Genomic DNA, 17346 nt, shown 5'->3' with positions numbered 1-17346 from the left:
GACTCAGTTCGCGCCGCGCAGCTTCTGCACTAGGATCACCGCGGAGAGCACGATCGCGCCGGCGACGATGCCCACACCGGCGCCTGCGCCGGTGTTGATCAGCGCCCCGCCCACTCCACCGAAGCCTGCGGCGAAATGTTCCACCGCATGCGCCGCCGTCGGCCAGCCGTGCAGCAGGATGCCGCCGCCGACCATGAACATCGCCGCGGTGCCGACCACCGACAGCGTCTTCATCAGCCACGGCGCGAAGCCCAGGATGGCACCGCCGACGCTGCGCGTGAAGGCCGACGCGCTGCGTTGCAGGTGCAGGCCGAGGTCGTCGAGCTTGACGATGCCCGCCACCAGCCCATACACGCCCACCGTCATCAGCAGCGAGATGCCGACCAGCACCGCCACGCGCTGGCCGAGCGAGGCCGCGGCCACGGTGCCGAGCGTGATCACCACGATCTCGGCCGACAGGATGAAGTCGGTGCGCACCGCGCCCTTGATCTTCTCCTTCTCGAAGGCGACCAGGTCCACGTCCGGGTCGGCCAGCGCCTCGAGCGTCTCGCGGTGCTCGGCCTCGTCCTCGTGCTTCGAGTGCAGGAACTTGTGCGCCAGCTTCTCGAAGCCCTCGAAGCACAGGAAGGCGCCGCCCAGCATCAGCAGCGGGGTGATCAGCCACGGCGCCAGCCAGCTGATCAGCAGCGCCGCCGGCACCAGGATGGCCTTGTTGATCATCGAGCCCTTGGCCACCGCCCACACCACCGGCAGCTCGCGGCTGGCCTGTACGCCGGTGACCTGCTGGGCGTTGAGGGCGAGGTCGTCGCCGAGCACACCGGCGGTCTTCTTGGCGGCGACTTTGGTCATGGTGGCGACGTCGTCCATGATGGTGGCGATGTCGTCGATCAGTGCGAGCAGGGTGGTTCCGGCCATGATGAAGGGGGGTGATGGCGAAGGCGTGATGGTGACAGAAATTCATGACGCGTTGCCGCAAGCCCGCATGCTGTTTCATCGTCCCCGTCGCGGGCCTGGCGGCAAAGCGTATCCGGAAGCAATTTCGCATGTCGTCCGCGCCATCGCGGCGCTAACATGAAAGCGTTTCCATTTCCCCGGGGCAGTTGCCTATGCCGGCCGAGCTGCTGTTCGCCTTGCTGCGCGACCCCGCGTCCACCGGCGCGGTACTGCCGTCATCGCGCGCGCTGGCCAATGCCATGGCGCATGCGGCGACCGGTGCCGATGCGGTGGTCGAGCTCGGCGCGGGGACGGGGCCGGTCACCGAGGCCTTGCTGCGGCACATGCCCGGTGTGCCCCTGATCGCGGTCGAACTCCAGGCTCCACTGGCGCGGCGCCTGCGCACGCGCTTTCCCTCGGTCGAGGTGCGCGAGGCCTCGGCGAAGCAGGTCGTCGATGGCCTGATCCACCGCCCCGGCCGGCTGGTGCTGGTTTCCAGCCTGCCGTTCCGCTCGCTGCCCAAGGCGGTGGGGGCGGAGACGGTGGACAGCATCTGCCGTTTCCTCGCTCACAGCCGCGAGCGCAAGCTGGTGCAGTTCACCTACCAGCCGCGCGCGCCCTTCGTCGCGCCGCGCGGCCTGCGCTGGCACCGGCGGTCCGTCGTGTGGCGCAACACCCCGCCGGCCGGGATCTGGGAGCTGCAGGCGGAGGGCTGAACCGCCGCAGCCCCACTCGTCCTGCCCGCTGCGGGATCAGTCCCAGCGCGAGGCGTCCTCGTCGCGGACGAAGGCGATCGTGCGCCCGTCCGCGAGCAGCTCGCGGATCCGCCACGGCACGCCTTCCGCATCCAGTTCGACCAGGCCGATGCCGCTGCCGTTGAGCAGCCGGCGCCCCTGCGCGGCGCCCTCGTAACGGCGCGGCGTCACGCGCATGTGGCGGCGGCGGGTGAACCAGTTCAGCGGGGAGCGCGGCGAGTACAGCCAGCGGTTCAGGCGGTCGAGCACGGCCAGCAGGCGGGGCGGAAACTCGTTGCGCACGCCGCTGCTGCAGATCTGCCAGATGTCCGGCCCGCGCACCCGGCCGCGCAGTTCGACGTCGTACACGAAGGAGTAATGCACGTCGCCCGACAGCACGACGAAGTGCTGCGGCGTCTTGCGGTGGCGGAAGATGTTGAGGATGGCCTGCGCCGAGCCCGGGTGGGCCATCCAGTTCTCGGCGTCGACCATCAGCGGATGGCCGAACCAGGTGAACATGCGCTGGATGGTCTCGATCAGCTTGACGCCGAAGATCGGCGCCGGCGATACCAGCAGCACCGCGGGCAGGCCGCGCAGGGTGTGCTGCAGGTCGGTCAGGGATTCCCAGTCCATCAGCCCGGAGGGGCGACGCGCGGTGCGTTCCGAGCGCCAGCGCTGGGTGCGGGTGTCGATGACGACCAGCGGTGGCGTGGTCGGCCAGGTGTAGTGCCAGCCCTCCGAATGCAGCAGGTGCTCGATGCACTCCTCGTGCGGCGCGTCGCCCGGCGCGGCGAGGCTGCGCTGCAGCAAGTCGAGCGCCTGCTCGTCGAGCGTCTCCGGCCGGTTGCCCCAGGCCTGGTTGATCGCGTAGGCGAGCAGGGCGTTGCCGATGATGCGGCGCGAGAAGGGATGGCCGTAGGCGATCTCCTCCCATTCGCGGCTCAGGTTCCAGTCGTCGGTGACGTCGTGATCGTCGAAGATCATCGCCACCGGGATGTGCGCCAGCACGCGGCGTACCGCCGGCAGGTCGGCGACGAAGGCCTCCAGCGCCCGTCGCTCGCGCGCATAGAGGGCGGCGTCCTCGGCGCCCAGACCGGACGGCGGCGCGAGGTCCAGCCCGCGCCAGGCTTCGGGCGACCACACCAGCAGGTACATCGCCAGCACTTCGGCGAGCGTGATCAGGTGGTTGTGCGCGCTCGCCGAGGTGAATACCGGCTTCTCCACGCCGCCGAAGAACACCTCGATCAGCGCGTAGTTGCGCTTGTGCCGGGGCAGCAGCTGGTCGCGCCGGTAGTAGCAGTCGGGATGGCGGTGGAGGTCGTCGGCGTCGCTGACGCCGGCCTCGTCGATGCCTTCCAGGCGCTCGACCGGCAGCCCCAGGCGGGCGATCAGGCCGTGGATCGCGCGCAGCATCGGCCCGGCGACGTCGTCGGCGTAGATCTGGTCGCCGGTCATCACCAGCACGGAGGGCCAGGCGGGCAGGCCGTCGGGTTCCGGGGCCGGATCGGCGTCGAGCGCGTTGCGCGCAACCAGTTCGGCGAGCAGGGCATCGGCGCGCAGCAGCCCGTCGCCGTCGTGGTGATGCGGCTTGCGGCAGGAGCCATGGAGCAGGGAGGCGACCTGCGGCGCGAACACGAAGCCCGGGGTCTCGCGCCCCGGATAGCAGAGATCCGGCGCCCAGTCGCGATCTGCGCGCCACTGCGGCTCGGTCTCGTCGCGCGGCGCGAGCGCCAGGCGGTAGCCGATCCAGCGCCCGGCGGGCAGCTCGGTGTCGAGCGCGAGGTCGAGCAGCAGGTAGTGCAGGTGCGTGCCTGCCGTCAGCACGCGGCAGGCGGGCGTGCCCGGTTCGGGTTCCAGGCGCAGCGGCCGTTCGTCGCCGAGATCGAGCTCGATGCGGGCGCGCAGCGGCCGGCTGGTCGCGAGCCACAGAACGATGCGCTTCGACTCGACCCGGCGCAGCATGGGACCGGCGAGCACCGGCGGGAGGTCCTGGTTCGCGGAAGGCGAGGGCGCGGGCATCGACCCGGATTGGCGGGGGAGGGACGTCATGCCCGGTTTATATCAAAGCGGCCGTGTCGGCGTCAGCCTCGCGGTCGTGAGCCGTTCCTCTCTTCTGTTGGAGAGGAGATGCAACTGCTGTGGGAGCGGCGGCAGCCGCGACGAAGGCCAGTTTCGCGGCTGCCGCCGCTCCCACAGTTGCCGCCGCCCCCTTTCGGCAAGCCGTCGGGCTGCGCGCCGGATTCGCGCTCAGACCTCGATCAGCCCGCTGCGGATCGCGATCAGCGCCAGTTCGGCGGCGTTGGAGACGTTGAGCTTCTGCTTGATGTGGTACAGGTGGGTGCCGACGGTGCTGGGGCTGAGCTTGTGGCTGTCGGCGATCTCGGCCACGCTGCGGCCCTGGGCGAGCTGCAGGAAGACCGCGAACTCCTTCTCGGTGAGCGCGGCGAGCGGATCCTGGGCGCCCGAGAACTGGGCGAGCGCGAGCGCGGGCGCGATCTCGGGGTCGATGTAGCGCTGGCCGCGGGCGACGCTGGCCGCGGCGCGCAGGAGTTCCTGCGGATGGGCACGCTTGGACAGGTAGCCGGTCGCGCCCGCACGCAGCGCACGGGCGGGAATCTGGGCGTCGTCGTGCGCGGACAGGATCAGCACGCGCGCGTCGGGGTGATGGGCGAGCACGCGCTCGAGCGCGCCGAGGCCGCCGATGCCAGGCATGGACACGTCCATCATCAGCAGGTCCGGGCGGTGCTGGGTGTAGGCGCTCACCGCGGCCTCGCCGCAGTCGGCCTCGCCCACCACGCTCGCACCCGCACCCTCCAGCAGCAGGCGGAAGCCCATGCGCACGGTGGCGTGGTCGTCTGCGAGCAGGACGCGGATTCCTTCGAGCGCTTGTGCGGTCATCTCTTCTGCATCGATGTGGTGGTCACGGACGGGTGTCCTTGCCCGCGGCAGCCGGCAGCGGCAGGCGGGCGCGGACGTTTAGACCGCCTTCGGGCGGACTGCTCAGCTCGAGCTGGCCGTGGAGTTCGGCGATGCGTTCGCGCATGCCGACCAGGCCGTGGCGTCCGGGCGCCGGATTCTGGCCGAGGCCGCGACCATTGTCGATGACCTCGATCTCGATCTGGCCGTCGCGCACGCCGAGCCGGACCTGGACGCGGGTGGCGTGGGCGTGGCGGGCGACGTTGGTCAGGCTTTCCTGGACCATGCGCAGGATGGTGAGCCCGAGCGCATCGCTGACCTGCTCTCCGAGCGGCTCGATCCTGCATTCGATGCGGATATCGCCATGATGGCTGGCCCATAGCGCGCAGTAGCTCTCGATTGCCTCCTCGACATGGACCTGCTTGTCGGCGGTGCGGCTGCGCAGGCGCTGCAGGATGGTGTGGACGCCCTCCTGCATCTGCGTCGTCATTGCCAGGATGGCCTGGGCGCTGCCGTTGATGCCGGGCTGTTCGGTGGTGCGCTGGATGATGGCGCCGGCGATCGAGCGCACCGCGGTGATGCCTTGGCCGAGCTCGTCGTGCAGCTCGCGTGCGATCGCGCGCCGCTCCTGTTCGAGGCGGACCTGCAGCGCACGTGCGAGCGCCTGGTCCTGCTCCAGGCGGGCGTTCTCGGCGAGGCTCTCGTCGAGGCTGTCGGCGAGGCGGTTGTAGCTGTGGGCGAGAAGGGCGAGCTCGCGGGTGGCGTATTCGGGCAGGCGCTGGTCGAACTGGCCGCTGGCGCCGCGCTCGAGCGCGCTGTGGATCTCGTTGATCGGAGCCAGCGCGCGGTCGATCGCGAAGCGGGTCGCAAGCCAGATCGACAGCAGCAGCGCCACCGCCCAGCCGAGCGCGGCGCCGAGGTGGTCCCAGGCGTCGAGCACCGCGCGCGAGGTGTCGGGGGACAGCACGACGCTCAGGCCGTCGGCCTCCAGTCGGCGCTCGGCCACTTCCGGCGCCACCCAGCCGGCGAACCACTCGGGGGCGTTGCGCCCCGCCTTGTAGGGCGATTCGGGCGACACGTACAGGCGCTGGCCGCCGGCGTCGAACACTTCCAGGCGGTTGGCGCGTATGCGGCCGATGGCGCCGAGGTGATCCATCAGGCGCGCGCGCGCCTGCGGGCCGTCGCCCAGGGTTTCCGGCACCAGCACCTTGAGCCACTGCTCGGCGACACGGGTCGCGGCTTCGACCTCCTCGTGGATGGCCTGGCGGGTCTCGCGCAACCACACGCCGGTGCCGATGATCATCATCACCGCGATCAGGGTGGTCAGCACTAGGCTCAGGCGCCCGTGCAGACTGGGGGAACGGAGGATGTTCATGCGGCGGCCCTCCTCAGGCTGGCGCGTGCGGAATAGTCGGCGCCGCGGTGGTCGCGCAGCACGAAGGGCTGGCGGAGGCCGAGCGCAGCGTAGCCGACGATGCCGCACCACTGGGTGGCGAAGCAGGTGGCGGCCGGCACGCCGCAGCCGACCGGGCAGGGCGCGAGCAGGTCGATGGCGACGCGGTTGGCGAGCAGCACGACGCCGTCGGCGTCTAACAGCGCGAGCGCTTCCAGGGGCGTGCCGAGCACGGTCGGATAGCGGTGGAAACGCAGCAGCAGGAAGCCCTGCGGTTCGGTCTCGATCAGGCGGTGCTCGATGATCCGGGCCGCGGTCTGCAGCAGCGCGTTGGCGTGACTCAGCCAGTCGAGCGGCGAGGCCTCGGCATCGACGAAGCCGAGCAGGCCGCCGTCCGGCGGCAGGATCGGCACCGCGATGCCGATGCGCTGCGCCGCGCGCTGGCCACCCACGACCGCGCGCCGGTCCTCGCCGCCGGCCGCGGCATGGGGGGCGTCCGGCGTCGGAGCGCTGGCTGCGGGCAAGGCGGCCGCCTCGCGCCCGCTGCCGATGGCGCGCAGCACGCCGCCGCGGCTGTCGGCGAGCAGCACGGTGGTGGTGGGGCTGTCGAGCTGGCGGTAGAGGTCTTCCATCGCCGGCGCGGACAGCGCCACGAGGCGCTCGCGGTCGAAGGCGTGCACCGCGGCGGACGTGCGCTCACCCGCTCCGGTGGTGGCGCCGGACAGGCTCGACTGGGCAGGCACGGTGATCGGGTTCATGTTCCGTGGGAACGAGTGCGGTGGTGGGACGTGATCGGTCATTGCAGGATTCATGCCCGGAGGCCGCGGGCATGCCTGCCCGCGTCCGCGGGCGCCGGCGCGTGCTTCCCGCTCCTCGGGCCGACCCTGCAGGCGGGCCCCGCGGTTGTGTCGTCATTGAACAGGCGGTGTTCCCATTCGGAACAGTTCGGGCCACGCCGTGGCGAATGGGCCACGCATGTCCATCCAGCGCCAGCGTGGAGAAGCAGTTGCCGACTGGATGGCATGGTTCCTGCATCCGGAACTCCACAATTGGATGCCGCGCACGGTCGACGGCATGCGCATACGAGGAGGAGAGACGACATGCCGGCCCTGATCGGACGCCTGCTGGGATTCCTGCTGCTGACCGCGTTCGCGATGTCGGGCGCCTGGGCCGCCGAGCGTGCGGTGGTGCGCGTCGGGATCCTGCAGTTCGGCACCGTGAGCTGGGAGCTCGAGGTGATGCAGCGCCACGGGCTGGCCGAACGTGAGGGCATCGAGCTGCGCATCGTGCCGTTGGCGCTGAAGGACGCCGCCAATGTGGCGATCCAGGGCGGCGAGGTGGACCTCATCGCCAACGACTGGATCTGGGTGTCGCGCATGCGCTCGGAAGGCAGCGACTACGCGTTCGCGCCCTACTCGCAGGCGGTGGGCGGCATCAGCGTGCGACCCGATGCCGGCGTCGCGCAGTTCGCCGACCTCGAGGGCAAGCGCCTCGGCGTGGCGGGCGGTGCGCTCGACAAGAGCTGGCTGCTGCTGCGCGCCTACGCCCGGCGCACGGTGGGCGAGGATGCGGCGACCTTCCTGCAGCCCCAGTTCGCGGCGCCGCCGCTGCTCAACGAGCTGGTGATGCGGGGCGAACTGCCCGCGGCGATGAACTTCTGGCACTACACCGCCCGCCTGTCCGCCGCCGGCATGAAGGAGCTGATCTCCATGCCGCAGATCCTCGCCGGCCTCGGCATCGAGGATGAACTGCCGCTGGTGGGCTGGGTGTTCCGCGAAGGCTGGGCGCGCGACAATGCCGCGGCGATCGAGGGCTTCCTGCGCGCATCGGATGCCGCCAAGGCGCTGATGCTCGAATCCGACGCGGTGTGGGAGGAGCTGCGGCCGCTGATGCGCGCCGAGAACGAGGAAACCTTCATCGCCCTGCGCGAGGGCTTCCGTGCCGGCATCCCGCGCACCGGCATCGACGATGCCGAACGCGTCGCCACCCGGGTCTTCGACATCCTGGCCGCGGAGGGGGGCGAGGCGCTGGTGGGCAAGGCGCGCACGATCGCCCCGGGCACCTTCTGGCGCGGAGGCGGGAGCCGGTGAGTGGCAAGCGCACGGCAGCAGTCGAGTCTCCGGTGCCGATGATGGCCCGCACGCCGCGTCCTGCGGGGCAGGATGCGAGTCCGCCGGCCGCGCACGCGGCGACGTCCGCGGGCGGCCGGGATGGCTGGCTGCGGCTCGCCTCGCTGGGCGCCTTCCTGCTGCTGTGGCAGCTCGGCGCGATGTTCGCCGACAGCCGCACGCTGCCCGACCCGCTGACCGTCTTCGCTCGCATCGTCGACGAGACCCTGTCGCTGAGCCTGCCCGGCCACCTCGCGGTGACGCTCGGCCGGGTCGCGGTCGCCTTCGCCGCGGCCATGCTGATCGGTGCGCTGCTGGGCATGGCGATGGGGCGCTGGCGCCGGCTCGACGCCTTCTTCGACGCCTGGCTGGTGCTCGGGCTCAACATCCCGGCGCTGGTCACCATCATCCTGTGCTACGTCTGGTTCGGCCTCAACGACTGGGCGGCGATCCTGGCGGTAGCGATCAACAAGATCCCGACCGTGGTCGTCACCGTGCGCGAGGGCGCACGCGCGGTCGATCCCAAGTTGCTCGACGTCGCCCGTGCCTACCGCCTGTCGCGCCGCACCACCTTCCTGCGCGTCTATCTGCCCCAGCTCGTGCCCTACCTGATGGCGGCGGCGCGCTCCGGGCTGTCGCTGATCTGGAAGATCGTGCTGGTGGTCGAGCTGCTCGGCCGCAGCGAGGGGGTCGGCTTCCAGCTCAACGTCTTCTTCCAGTTCTTCGACATCACCGGCATCCTCGCCTACACCCTGGCCTTCGCCGCCGTGGTGCTGATCGTCGAGGCCTGGCTGCTGCGCCCGCTCGAGCGCCGGCTGACCGGATGGAGGGCCTGAGCGATGCTCGAGATCCGCATCGACCGCAAGCGTTACCCCGACCGTGGCGGACGGCCGCACCTGGCGCTGTCCGGCCTGCGCCTGGACGTGGCGCGTGGCGAGTTCGTGTGCGTGGTGGGGCCCTCGGGCTGCGGCAAGAGTACCCTGCTCAATATCGTCGGCGGGCTCGACCGCGACCTGGACGGCCAGGTGACGATGAACGGCGCTTTCCCCGAGGACGTCGGCTTCATGTTCCAGGAGCCGCGGCTGATGCCGTGGATGAGCGTGCTCGACAACGTGCTGCTGGTGGCGTGCGCAGGGGATGCGGCGCGCCAGCGCGAACGCGCGATCGCACTGCTGCGGGCGATGGAGCTCGGCGACGTGCTCGATGCCTATCCGACGCGGCTGTCGGGCGGGATGATGCGGCGGGTGGCGCTGGCGCGCGCCTTCATCAACGAGCCCGAGCTGCTGCTGATGGACGAGCCCTTCGTGTCGCTCGACAGCCCCACCGCGAATCGCCTGCGCGAGATGCTGGTCGAGCAGTGGCAGCGCTGCGGCGCGAGCGTGCTGTTCGTCACCCACGACCTGCGCGAGGCGCTCGCGCTCGGCGACCGGGTGTGCTTCCTGTCGGCGGCGCCGGGGCGGGTGGTGCTGGATCTGCCGGTGGAGCTGGCGCGCCCGCGCGACGCCGCTGCGCCGGTGGTCGATCGCCTGTACCAGACGCTGCTCGCCCGCCACCCGGAGCTGCTCGCGGGGCTGGCGAACGGGGAGAGCGGTTTCCCCGGGAGTAATTCGGCGAAGGGTGACGGGCCGACCACCGGTTCCGGGGCGAGGGGGGCGGGCACGAGTGGGCACGCACCCTGGGGAGGGGCGTCATGAGCAGCGTGAGCACGGCGAGCGGCAAGGAGACGCAACCCATGGCGGACAGGACGGCGGTCGGCGAGGTGCTGCTGTCGGTGCGCGGTGTGCGCAAGTCCTACGGCGCGCGTCCGGCGCTGAAGGGCGTGGACCTGGAGGTGCGCGCCGGCGAGTTCGTCGCCCTGCTCGGACCCAACGGCGCAGGCAAGAGCACGCTGTTCCAACTGCTTACCGGCCTGTTCAACGCCGACGCCGGCGAGGTGCGCGTGTGCGGCCAGGACATGCGCGTGGCCCCGGTGCGCGCGCTCGGCAGGATCGGCGTGGTGTTCCAGCAGATGACGCTGGACATGGATCTCAGCGTCGAGGCAAACCTGGTCTTCCATGCCCGCCTGCACGGCATCGGCGGCGCGCAGGCGCGCGAGCGCATCGCCGATGCGCTCAGTCGCCTGGGTCTGGCCGAGCGCCGCGCCGATCGTGTGCGCGAACTCTCCGGCGGCAACCGGCGCAAGGTGGAGCTGGCGCGCGCGCTGGTGCATCGGCCCTCGGTGCTGTTGATGGACGAGGCCACGGTGGGCCTGGATCCGGCCTCGCGCCGGCATCTGCTCGACGAGGTGCTGGCCTTGCGCGCGAGCGGCGTCGGCGTGCTGTGGGCCTCGCACCTGGTGGACGAGGCCGAGGCCGCCGATCGCGTGCTCGTGCTGCACAAGGGCGAGCTGCTCGCCGAGGGCTCGCCGGCCGCACTGGTGGCGACATCCGGTTGCACCACCCTGGCCGAGGCCTTCCTGAAGCTGACCGGCAGCGGCCAGGCGGTGGAGCCCGCCTGAGCCCGTCCGGGCACGCCGGACGCATCGACCCGGCATGGATTTTTCTTGCGGGAACTTGCCCGCGCTTCAAGCAGTGACAGCTTCGCAGCAACAAGACCAACGAGGAGACGACAACAATGACCCGACTGAAGACCCTGGGCTGCGCCGTGGCCACCACCTTGATGCTCGCCCTGCCGGCCGGCGCCGCGCTGGCCAAGGACACCGGCTACATCTTCGTCAGCAGCGAGAACGATAACGCGGTCACCGTGCTCGACGGCAAGAGCTTCCAGGTCGTCAAGACCATCGCCACCGGCGAGCGCCCGCGCGACATGAAGCTTTCGCCCGACCGCGAGCAGGTCTTCGTCATCGCCAGCAACAGCGAGCGGGTCGACGTGATCGACATCGCCAAGCTCGAGGTCGTGCGCAGCATCGACGTCGGCGAAGATCCGGAGATGTTCGATTTCAGCCATGACGGTAGCAGGATCTTCGTTTCCAACGAGGACGACGCCGAGGTGTCGGTGGTGGATGTCGCCAAGAATGCGGTGCTCGCCAAGATCGAGGTCGGCGAGGAGCCCGAGGGCGTGCTGGTCAGCAAGGACGGCGGCCGGCTCTACGTGACCTCGGAAGTCGCCAACATGGTCCACGTCATCGACACCGCGAACAATCAGATCCTCGCCAACGTCGTGGTCGGCAACCGTCCGCGCCGTTTCGCCGACACCCCTGACGGCAGCGAGGTATGGGTGACCAACGAGCTCGGCGCCTCGGTGACCGTGCTCGACGCGAAGAACAACACCATCAAGGAAACCATCGGCTTCGAGCCCAAGGGTTTTCGCAGCGACGACGTGACCCCGGTGGGCATCACCATGACCCGCGACGGCAAGACCGCCTACGTCACCCTGGGCCGAGCCAACCACTTCGCGGTGGTCGATGTCGCCAGCCGCAAGGTCAAGGACTATGTCCTGGTCGGCAACCGCGCCTGGGGGGTGACGCTGAACCGCGACGAGTCGATGCTGGTGGTGGTCAACGGCCTGTCGGACGACATCTCCATCGTCGATACGAAGACCAACAAGGTGCTGCGCTCGGTGCCCGTGGGCCGCGTGCCGCACACGGCGGTGATCGACGACTGACCGCGGTTTTGGGGGCGGGGCGCGGAAGGTCTCGCGGCTTCCGCCGCTCCCATAGCGCGATCCCGCTGCGGTGTGTGGGAGCGGCGGAAGCCGCGATCCCGTGGAGCCATGTGTGGAAGCGGCGGCAGCCACGATCTGCAGCTTCCACCAGGCACCGCGCGCTGTGCTCACGAATGAGTCGATGGAGGGTATGACATGAACCTGCGTGCGCTGACGCACATCCTGCTGGCGGCAACGATGCTGCTCTTCGCGCTGGCAGCCGGGGCGGCCGAGGTGATCCGCTTCGGCTACCTGGAGCTGAACAAGGACCCGCGCTACGACGAGAAGAAGACCTTCTTCCGCACCCTGTCGCGTCCCTTCGGCCAACCTTTCGCCGGCGCCGAGGTGGCGCTGCGCGAGGCGCGTTTCGTCGGCCAGGCGCTGGGCGTGAGCTTCGACCTGGTGCGCGCGCGCGGCGCCGACGCTTCGGCGCTGGTGGCCGAACTCGACAAGCTGCATGCCGAAGGCGTGCGCTACTTCCTGATCGACGCCCCGGGCAAGGTGGTGGCCGAGGTCGCCGCCGCCACCCGCGGGCGCGAGCTGCTGATCTTCAACGTCTCGGCGGCGGACGATGCGCTGCGTCAGGCGCAGTGCCAGGCCCACCTGTACCACACCATCCCCAACCACGGCATGCAGACCGACGCGCTCGCCCAGTTCCTGGTGTTCAAGAAGTGGCGCAACGTGCTGCTGCTGCAGGGCCCGCTCGACGACGACAAGCTGATCGCGGCCGCCTTCGAGAACTCCGCGCGCCGGCTCGGTCTGAAGATCGTCGCGAAGAAGGACTTCCTGCTCAGCAACGACCCGCGCCAGCGCGAGCTCGGCAACGTCGGCCTGCTGACCGCGGGCGGCGACTACGACGTCGTCTTCGTCGCCGACAGCGACGGCGAGTTCGCGCGCAGCGTGCCCTACGACACCGTGCGCCCGCGCCCGGTGGTGGGCGCCGAAGGCCTGGTCGCCGAGGCCTGGCACTGGGCCTGGCCGCGCCACGGCGCACCGCAGCTCACCGGCCGCTTCGAGAAGCAGGCCAAGCGCCACATGGGCAGCGCCGACTGGGCGGCGTGGATCGCGGTCAAGGCGGTGGTCGAGGCGGTGGTGCGCACCGAGAACGCGCCCTTCGCCAGGCTGGTTGCCTACCTCGGCGGCGAGGAGATCACCATCGATGGCTTCAAGGGCAACCGCCTGTACTTCCGCGACTGGGACCGCCAGCTGCGCCAGCCGATCCTGATCGCCACCCACAACGCGGTGATCGAGCGCGCGCCGATCCAGGGCTTCCTGCACCAGACCAACAACATGGACACGCTCGGCTTCGACCGGCGCGACAGCCAGTGCAAGCCGTGAGGACGCGATGAGGCCCGCCCACGCCTGGCTTGCGCTGCAGGCCGTCACCAGCCGCGAGGTCGCCAAGTTCGTCCGTCAGGGCGGGCGGCTGGCCTCGGCGCTGGTGCGTCCGCTGCTGTGGCTGGTGGTGTTCGCCGCCGGCTTCCAGAACGTGTTCGGGGTGTCGATCATCCCGCCCTACGACACCTACATCCCTTACCAGACCTACATCGTGCCGGGGCTGCTGGGCATGGTGCTGCTCTTCAACGGCATGCAGTCCTCGCTCGCCATGGTGTACGACCGCGAGATGGGCGTGATGCGGCTGCTGCTCACCGCGCCGCTGCCGCGCTGGTACCTGCTGTTCTGCAAGCTGCTCGCCGGCACCCTGCTGTCGGTGCTGCAGGCCTATGTGTTCCTGGCGATCGCGGCGCTGTTCGAGGTCGAGGTGCCGTTCTCCGGCTGGCTGTACGCGCTGCCGGTGCTGGTGCTGTCGGGGATGATGCTGGGCGCGCTCGGGCTGCTGTTGTCGGTCAACATCCGCCAGCTCGAGAACTTCGCCGGCACGATGAATTTCGTCATCTTCCCGATGTTCTTCATCTCGCCCGCGCTCTATCCGCTGTGGAAGCTGGAGGAGTCCGGCGCGGCGGTGATCCACTTCCTGGCGTCCTGGAACCCCTTCACCCACGCGGTGGAGGCGACGCGCTTCGCGCTGCACGGCCAGGTGGCGGTGCAGTCGCTGGCGATCGTCACCGGCTGCCTGGCGGCCTTCTTCCTGCTCGCCGCCTGGGGCTACGACCCGCAGCGCGGCATGCTCAAACGCACCGGAAAACCGGGCTGAATCCGGCTGGCGGCGTCCTGCGCGCAGGCGCTGCCGGTCATGCTGTCCTCGATGACGACAACGATGGTGGAGACGACATGAGACTGACTCGCAGGGATGTACTGGTGGTGGCCTTGTCCGCCGCATTCGCCGGCAGCGCCTGGGCGCACGGGCCGAGCCGGCAGAAGGTCGAGCTGACGGTGGATATTGCCGCGCCGGCCGACAAGGTGTGGGCGCGGGTGGCGAACTTCCACGACATGTCCTGGCACCCGGCGGTGGCGCGCACCGAGGGGCAGGGCGGCAACGAGATCGGCGCCAAGCGCGTGCTGACCCTCAAGGGCGAGGGCGACCCGAAGATCGCCGAGCAGCTCACCCGCTACAACGCGGAGGGCAAGACCTACTCGTACAAGATCACCGAGGTCGACGTGAAGGTGCTGCCGGTGAGCAACTACACCTCGCACCTGACGGTGACCGCCGACGGCGAGGGCAAGTCCAGGGTGCAGTGGCGCGGCGCCTTCTACCGCGGCTTCCCGAACAACGATCCTCCGCCGGAACTCAACGACCAGGCCGCGATCGACGCGGTGACCGGGGTGTACAAGGGCGGCCTCGATGCGCTGAAGGCGGAGATGGAGAAGTGAGGGCGCAATGAAGGTGCCGTGGGGGCGGGCCTGCCCGCGAAAGCTGCGGTTCACGACGCATGATTCGCGGGCAAGCCCGCTCCCACGGGGATGGCTGAGGTGGCCCGCCTTGCTTGCTGCCGCCTTGTTCGCTGCCGCTGCGGCGGCCGCGGACGAGCGCGCCTTCGTCACCAACCAGTCGGCGCAGACCGTCTCTGTGGTCGCGCTGCCGCAGATGGCGGTGCTCGCCACGCTGGCGGTCCCCGGCAAGCCCGCCGGCGTCGCCGCCGCGCCCGACGGGCGCCGTGTCTATGTCAGCAGCCCGGAGGGGGCCTTCGTCACCGTGCTCGCCACCGACCCGCCCGCCGTGCTGCGCCGTATCGCGCTCGAGGGCGGCCCGCTGGGCATCGCGGTCCACCCTTCGGGCAAGCCCCTGTACGTCGCCGACTGGTATGCGGGACGGATCTTCGTCGTCGACCCGGACAGCGGCGCGCGCATGGCCGAGCTCAAGACCGGCGCCTCGCCCTCGGGGCTGGCGCTGTCGCCCGACGGCAGCCTGCTCGCCTCGGCCGATCGCGACAGCGACCAGGTGTCGCTGTTCGCCACCGCCGACAACAGCCTGATCGCCACCGTGCCGACCGGCGCGCGCCCCTTCGGCGTCGGCTTCACGCCCGACGGCGCGCACCTGCTGAGCACCGACGTCGGCGCCGATGCGGTGACGGTGATCGACGTCGCCCGGCGCACGGTGCGGACCACCATCGCGGTGGGCGAGCGCCCTTACGCGGTGGCCTTCGCCGGCGGGCGCGCCTTCGTCACCAACCAGTACGCGGGCACGGTGTCGGTGATCGATCTTTCCAGCTGGACGAAGATCGCCGACCTGCCGAGCGGGGAGTATCCGGAGGGCGTCGCCGCCTCGGCCGACGGCGCCAGCGTCTATGTCGCGAACTGGTTCGACAACAGCCTGGTGCGCATCGACGTCGCGAGCCTGAAGGTGGTCGGCGAGGCGCGCACCGGCGACGGTCCGCGCGCCTTCGGTCAGTTCATCGCCCGGGTGCCGGCGCCATGAGCGACCGCGCCGGCGGCCGGTGGGCCTCACTCGGCGAGCGTCGCGCGCTCCAGGGCGAGATAGCGCTGCTGCACGTTGCGGCCGTGGACCGGCTCGTACAGGGACCAGCCGGCGTAGCGCGGCAGCTGCGCCGCCTGCACCATGGCCGACAGCGGCGTCCCCGCATCGAACAGGCTGCGCACCCGGGCCTCGGTGTCGGCGATGTAGTCGCGCACTGCGTCGAGTGCAGCGGCGGACACCGGCGGGCCGTAGCCGGGCACGATGCGTCCGCCCGCCGCCGTGTGCGCGGGGGTGGGGGCGATCGCAGGCATGCCAGCGGCGTTCGTGCGCCCCGTCTCGCGTCGTGCCATCGCCTGCAAGCCGTCGAGCGCCGCCAGCCAGCCCTGCGGCTCGCCGTCGCGCAGTTCGGGGACGCGGTCGACGGCGACAAGCGCACCCGCGAACACCACGCCGCTGCGGGCATCGCGCACCATCAGGTCGCCGGGCGAGCTGCCCCAGCCAGGGTGGATCAGCTCCAGGCGGCGACCGCCGGCGTCGATCGTTTCGCTGCCATCGATCAGGCGGTCCGGGCGCTGCGGCCGGCTGCCCGCCATCTCGTCCTCGCCGAGCAGCGCGCGCAGCCTGTGCACGCAGCCCTCGCAGCGGCTGGCGATCAGCTCGGCGCTGGCGCGGTGCGCGAGCACCGGGATGCCCTGGTCGGCGAAGGCTGCCGCGCCCAGGACGAACTCCTGCACCGGCTGGGTGAGCACCACCAGCACCACCGGCTTGCCGCCGATGCGCTCGGCCGCGGCGAGCAGGGCGCGACCATGGCGGTAGGAGACGCCGGCATTGATCATGACCGTGCCGCTGTCGCCGACCACGAAGCCGATGTTGCCGATGCGTCCGCGGTTGGCGGGCGAGGGTTCGCCGGTGTCGCCGACGAAGACATGCACGCCCTCCGCCAGCGTCAGCGCGTCCTGTGCCCGCGCGCCGAAGCTGGCTGCCGCGAGCAGGATCAGGACGGCCAGCAAGGACCCCCAGCGCCGCAAGTTGTCCGTGGGAGCAGCCGTGGCCGCGAACGGGCGCTCGGGCCGGCGCCGTTCGCGGGCAAGCCCGCTCCCATACGGACCGCCCGCACGAGTGCCGCTTCCACAAGAACCGTAACCGCAAGAACCACCGCTACCAGCCCGCTTCATGCGCATGCCCTGTCGCCGTCCCGAGGAGAGATTTCATGACCGCCGTCGTCCTTCGCATCCCGTCCGTCCGTTTCAGCCTGGTCGTCCTCATGTCCCTCACCCTTTCCATCGCCTTCAGTGCTGCGGCCCGTGCGGCGGATGCGGCGCCGCCCACCCTAGCCATGGTCGGCTTCGAACTCCTGGAGGACCACCCCGACCCCAGTCGTCACGATGCCCAGCAGGCGCGGCTGAAGATGATCGAGGACGAGTTCCGCCTCCAGATCGGCCAGCGCGGGCTCTATACCCTGGTCGACAACGCGCCGCATCAGGCGCTGATCGACCGCGTGCGCGGCGGGGTGGAGTTCCTCTATCGCTGCCCGCACTGCGTGGACGAGATCGGCGCCGGCATGGGCACGCGCTACATCGCGGCGGGCTGGGTGCAGAAGGTCAGCAATCTGATCCTCAACGTCAATATCGAGATCCGCGAGGTCGCGACCAACCGCGTCGCGCTCGTCAAGTCGGTGGACATGCGCGGCAACAACGACGAAAGCTGGATCCGCGCCATCCGCTTCCTGGTGCGCGACATGGACGAGAAGCGCCAGGCGAACCCGCGCTACGGACTGTGAGCAAGGCGGCCATGCCGGGCCTG

17 protein-coding genes are annotated in these 17346 nt (G+C 70.5%); 11 read left to right on the top strand and 6 right to left on the bottom strand.

The window, feature by feature from the left end; translation table 11 throughout:
* Positions 1 to 3: 3 nt before the first annotated feature.
* A complete protein-coding gene (locus CKCBHOJB_RS13105; protein ID WP_281049115.1) occupies positions 4 to 915 on the bottom strand; it encodes a DUF808 domain-containing protein in 912 nt (303 codons plus the stop codon).
* 191 nt (positions 916 to 1106) lie between these two features.
* Here CKCBHOJB_RS13105 and CKCBHOJB_RS13100 point away from each other — a divergent pair, with 191 nt between their 5' ends.
* Positions 1107 to 1649 (top strand): hypothetical protein, encoded by a 543-nt coding sequence (locus CKCBHOJB_RS13100; RefSeq protein ID WP_281049114.1) that lies wholly within the window; start codon positions 1107 to 1109, stop codon positions 1647 to 1649.
* A gap of 36 nt (positions 1650 to 1685) precedes the next feature.
* Here the strand turns inward: CKCBHOJB_RS13100 and CKCBHOJB_RS13095 are convergent, their stop codons facing one another.
* The 4 genes from CKCBHOJB_RS13095 to CKCBHOJB_RS13080 all read right to left on the bottom strand — a co-directional run bounded on the left by CKCBHOJB_RS13095 (position 1686) and on the right by CKCBHOJB_RS13080 (position 6734).
* Positions 1686 to 3644 (bottom strand): alkaline phosphatase D family protein, encoded by a 1959-nt coding sequence (locus tag CKCBHOJB_RS13095; RefSeq protein WP_281049113.1) that lies wholly within the window; start codon positions 3642 to 3644, stop codon positions 1686 to 1688.
* A 270-nt stretch (positions 3645 to 3914) separates the two neighbouring features.
* Complete coding sequence (locus CKCBHOJB_RS13090) at positions 3915 to 4565, bottom strand: response regulator (protein WP_281049112.1); 651 nt, start codon at positions 4563 to 4565, stop codon at positions 3915 to 3917.
* A gap of 22 nt (positions 4566 to 4587) precedes the next feature.
* Positions 4588 to 5958 (bottom strand): sensor histidine kinase, encoded by a 1371-nt coding sequence (locus tag CKCBHOJB_RS13085; RefSeq protein WP_281049111.1) that lies wholly within the window; start codon positions 5956 to 5958, stop codon positions 4588 to 4590.
* The gene (locus CKCBHOJB_RS13080; protein WP_281049110.1) at positions 5955 to 6734 is read right to left on the bottom strand and encodes a Fis family transcriptional regulator; all 780 of its coding nucleotides are present in this window, start codon (positions 6732 to 6734) and stop codon (positions 5955 to 5957) included. The genes CKCBHOJB_RS13085 and CKCBHOJB_RS13080 overlap by 4 nt, the downstream gene beginning before the upstream one ends.
* 342 nt (positions 6735 to 7076) lie before the next feature.
* Here CKCBHOJB_RS13080 and CKCBHOJB_RS13075 point away from each other — a divergent pair, with 342 nt between their 5' ends.
* The 9 genes from CKCBHOJB_RS13075 to CKCBHOJB_RS13035 all read left to right on the top strand — a co-directional run bounded on the left by CKCBHOJB_RS13075 (position 7077) and on the right by CKCBHOJB_RS13035 (position 15543).
* The gene (locus CKCBHOJB_RS13075; RefSeq protein ID WP_281049109.1) at positions 7077 to 8066 is read left to right on the top strand and encodes an ABC transporter substrate-binding protein; all 990 of its coding nucleotides are present in this window, start codon (positions 7077 to 7079) and stop codon (positions 8064 to 8066) included.
* Positions 8063 to 8920, top strand: coding sequence for an ABC transporter permease (locus tag CKCBHOJB_RS13070; protein ID WP_281049108.1), 858 nt, complete (start codon positions 8063 to 8065; stop codon positions 8918 to 8920). Before CKCBHOJB_RS13075 ends, CKCBHOJB_RS13070 begins: the two co-directional genes overlap by 4 nt.
* Positions 8921 to 8923: 3 nt before the next feature.
* Positions 8924 to 9778 (top strand): ATP-binding cassette domain-containing protein, encoded by an 855-nt coding sequence (locus CKCBHOJB_RS13065; RefSeq protein ID WP_281049107.1) that lies wholly within the window; start codon positions 8924 to 8926, stop codon positions 9776 to 9778.
* A gap of 38 nt (positions 9779 to 9816) precedes the next feature.
* The gene (locus CKCBHOJB_RS13060) at positions 9817 to 10581 is read left to right on the top strand and encodes an ABC transporter ATP-binding protein (RefSeq protein WP_281051686.1); all 765 of its coding nucleotides are present in this window, start codon (positions 9817 to 9819) and stop codon (positions 10579 to 10581) included.
* A 116-nt stretch (positions 10582 to 10697) separates the two neighbouring features.
* The gene (locus tag CKCBHOJB_RS13055) at positions 10698 to 11687 is read left to right on the top strand and encodes a PQQ-dependent catabolism-associated beta-propeller protein (RefSeq protein WP_281049106.1); all 990 of its coding nucleotides are present in this window, start codon (positions 10698 to 10700) and stop codon (positions 11685 to 11687) included.
* A 195-nt stretch (positions 11688 to 11882) separates the two neighbouring features.
* Positions 11883 to 13064: an amino acid ABC transporter substrate-binding protein gene (locus CKCBHOJB_RS13050; RefSeq protein ID WP_281049105.1), complete on the top strand. Its 1182-nt coding sequence runs from the start codon at positions 11883 to 11885 to the stop codon at positions 13062 to 13064.
* A gap of 7 nt (positions 13065 to 13071) precedes the next feature.
* Entirely contained in the window at positions 13072 to 13881 is an 810-nt protein-coding gene (locus CKCBHOJB_RS13045) for an ABC transporter permease (RefSeq protein WP_281049104.1), read from the top strand.
* A gap of 77 nt (positions 13882 to 13958) precedes the next feature.
* Complete coding sequence (locus tag CKCBHOJB_RS13040; RefSeq protein WP_281049103.1) at positions 13959 to 14498, top strand: SRPBCC family protein; 540 nt, start codon at positions 13959 to 13961, stop codon at positions 14496 to 14498.
* 109 nt (positions 14499 to 14607) lie between these two features.
* Entirely contained in the window at positions 14608 to 15543 is a 936-nt protein-coding gene (locus CKCBHOJB_RS13035) for a beta-propeller fold lactonase family protein (protein WP_281049102.1), read from the top strand.
* A gap of 26 nt (positions 15544 to 15569) precedes the next feature.
* Here the strand turns inward: CKCBHOJB_RS13035 and CKCBHOJB_RS13030 are convergent, their stop codons facing one another.
* On the bottom strand, positions 15570 to 16553 hold the full coding sequence (locus CKCBHOJB_RS13030) for an MBL fold metallo-hydrolase (RefSeq protein WP_281049101.1): 984 nt from the start codon (positions 16551 to 16553) through the stop codon (positions 15570 to 15572).
* Between the two features lie 200 nt (positions 16554 to 16753).
* Here CKCBHOJB_RS13030 and CKCBHOJB_RS13025 point away from each other — a divergent pair, with 200 nt between their 5' ends.
* Positions 16754 to 17323 carry a DUF3280 domain-containing protein gene (locus CKCBHOJB_RS13025; RefSeq protein ID WP_281049100.1) on the top strand — a complete coding sequence of 190 codons (570 nt, stop codon included), beginning with the start codon at positions 16754 to 16756 and terminating at the stop codon, positions 17321 to 17323.
* Positions 17324 to 17346: the final 23 nt, after the last annotated feature.

The sequence above is a fragment of the Thauera sp. GDN1 genome, from assembly GCF_029223545.1.
GTDB lineage: Bacteria > Pseudomonadota > Gammaproteobacteria > Burkholderiales > Rhodocyclaceae > Thauera.
The sequence above is the reverse complement of the archived record's forward strand: the minus strand, read 5'-3'. Positions and strand labels throughout refer to the sequence as shown.

Coding starts and splice junctions, on each gene's coding strand:
- CKCBHOJB_RS13105 (WP_281049115.1), bottom strand. CDS start 915: ATGGCCGGAACCACCCTGCTCGCACTGATCGACGACATCGCCACCATC.
- CKCBHOJB_RS13100 (WP_281049114.1), top strand. CDS start 1,107: ATGCCGGCCGAGCTGCTGTTCGCCTTGCTGCGCGACCCCGCGTCCACC.
- CKCBHOJB_RS13090 (WP_281049112.1), bottom strand. CDS start 4,565: ATGACCGCACAAGCGCTCGAAGGAATCCGCGTCCTGCTCGCAGACGAC.
- CKCBHOJB_RS13085 (WP_281049111.1), bottom strand. CDS start 5,958: ATGAACATCCTCCGTTCCCCCAGTCTGCACGGGCGCCTGAGCCTAGTG.
- CKCBHOJB_RS13080 (WP_281049110.1), bottom strand. CDS start 6,734: ATGAACCCGATCACCGTGCCTGCCCAGTCGAGCCTGTCCGGCGCCACC.
- CKCBHOJB_RS13075 (WP_281049109.1), top strand. CDS start 7,077: ATGCCGGCCCTGATCGGACGCCTGCTGGGATTCCTGCTGCTGACCGCG.
- CKCBHOJB_RS13065 (WP_281049107.1), top strand. CDS start 8,924: ATGCTCGAGATCCGCATCGACCGCAAGCGTTACCCCGACCGTGGCGGA.
- CKCBHOJB_RS13060 (WP_281051686.1), top strand. CDS start 9,817: ATGGCGGACAGGACGGCGGTCGGCGAGGTGCTGCTGTCGGTGCGCGGT.
- CKCBHOJB_RS13055 (WP_281049106.1), top strand. CDS start 10,698: ATGACCCGACTGAAGACCCTGGGCTGCGCCGTGGCCACCACCTTGATG.
- CKCBHOJB_RS13050 (WP_281049105.1), top strand. CDS start 11,883: ATGAACCTGCGTGCGCTGACGCACATCCTGCTGGCGGCAACGATGCTG.
- CKCBHOJB_RS13045 (WP_281049104.1), top strand. CDS start 13,072: ATGAGGCCCGCCCACGCCTGGCTTGCGCTGCAGGCCGTCACCAGCCGC.
- CKCBHOJB_RS13040 (WP_281049103.1), top strand. CDS start 13,959: ATGAGACTGACTCGCAGGGATGTACTGGTGGTGGCCTTGTCCGCCGCA.
- CKCBHOJB_RS13025 (WP_281049100.1), top strand. CDS start 16,754: ATGACCGCCGTCGTCCTTCGCATCCCGTCCGTCCGTTTCAGCCTGGTC.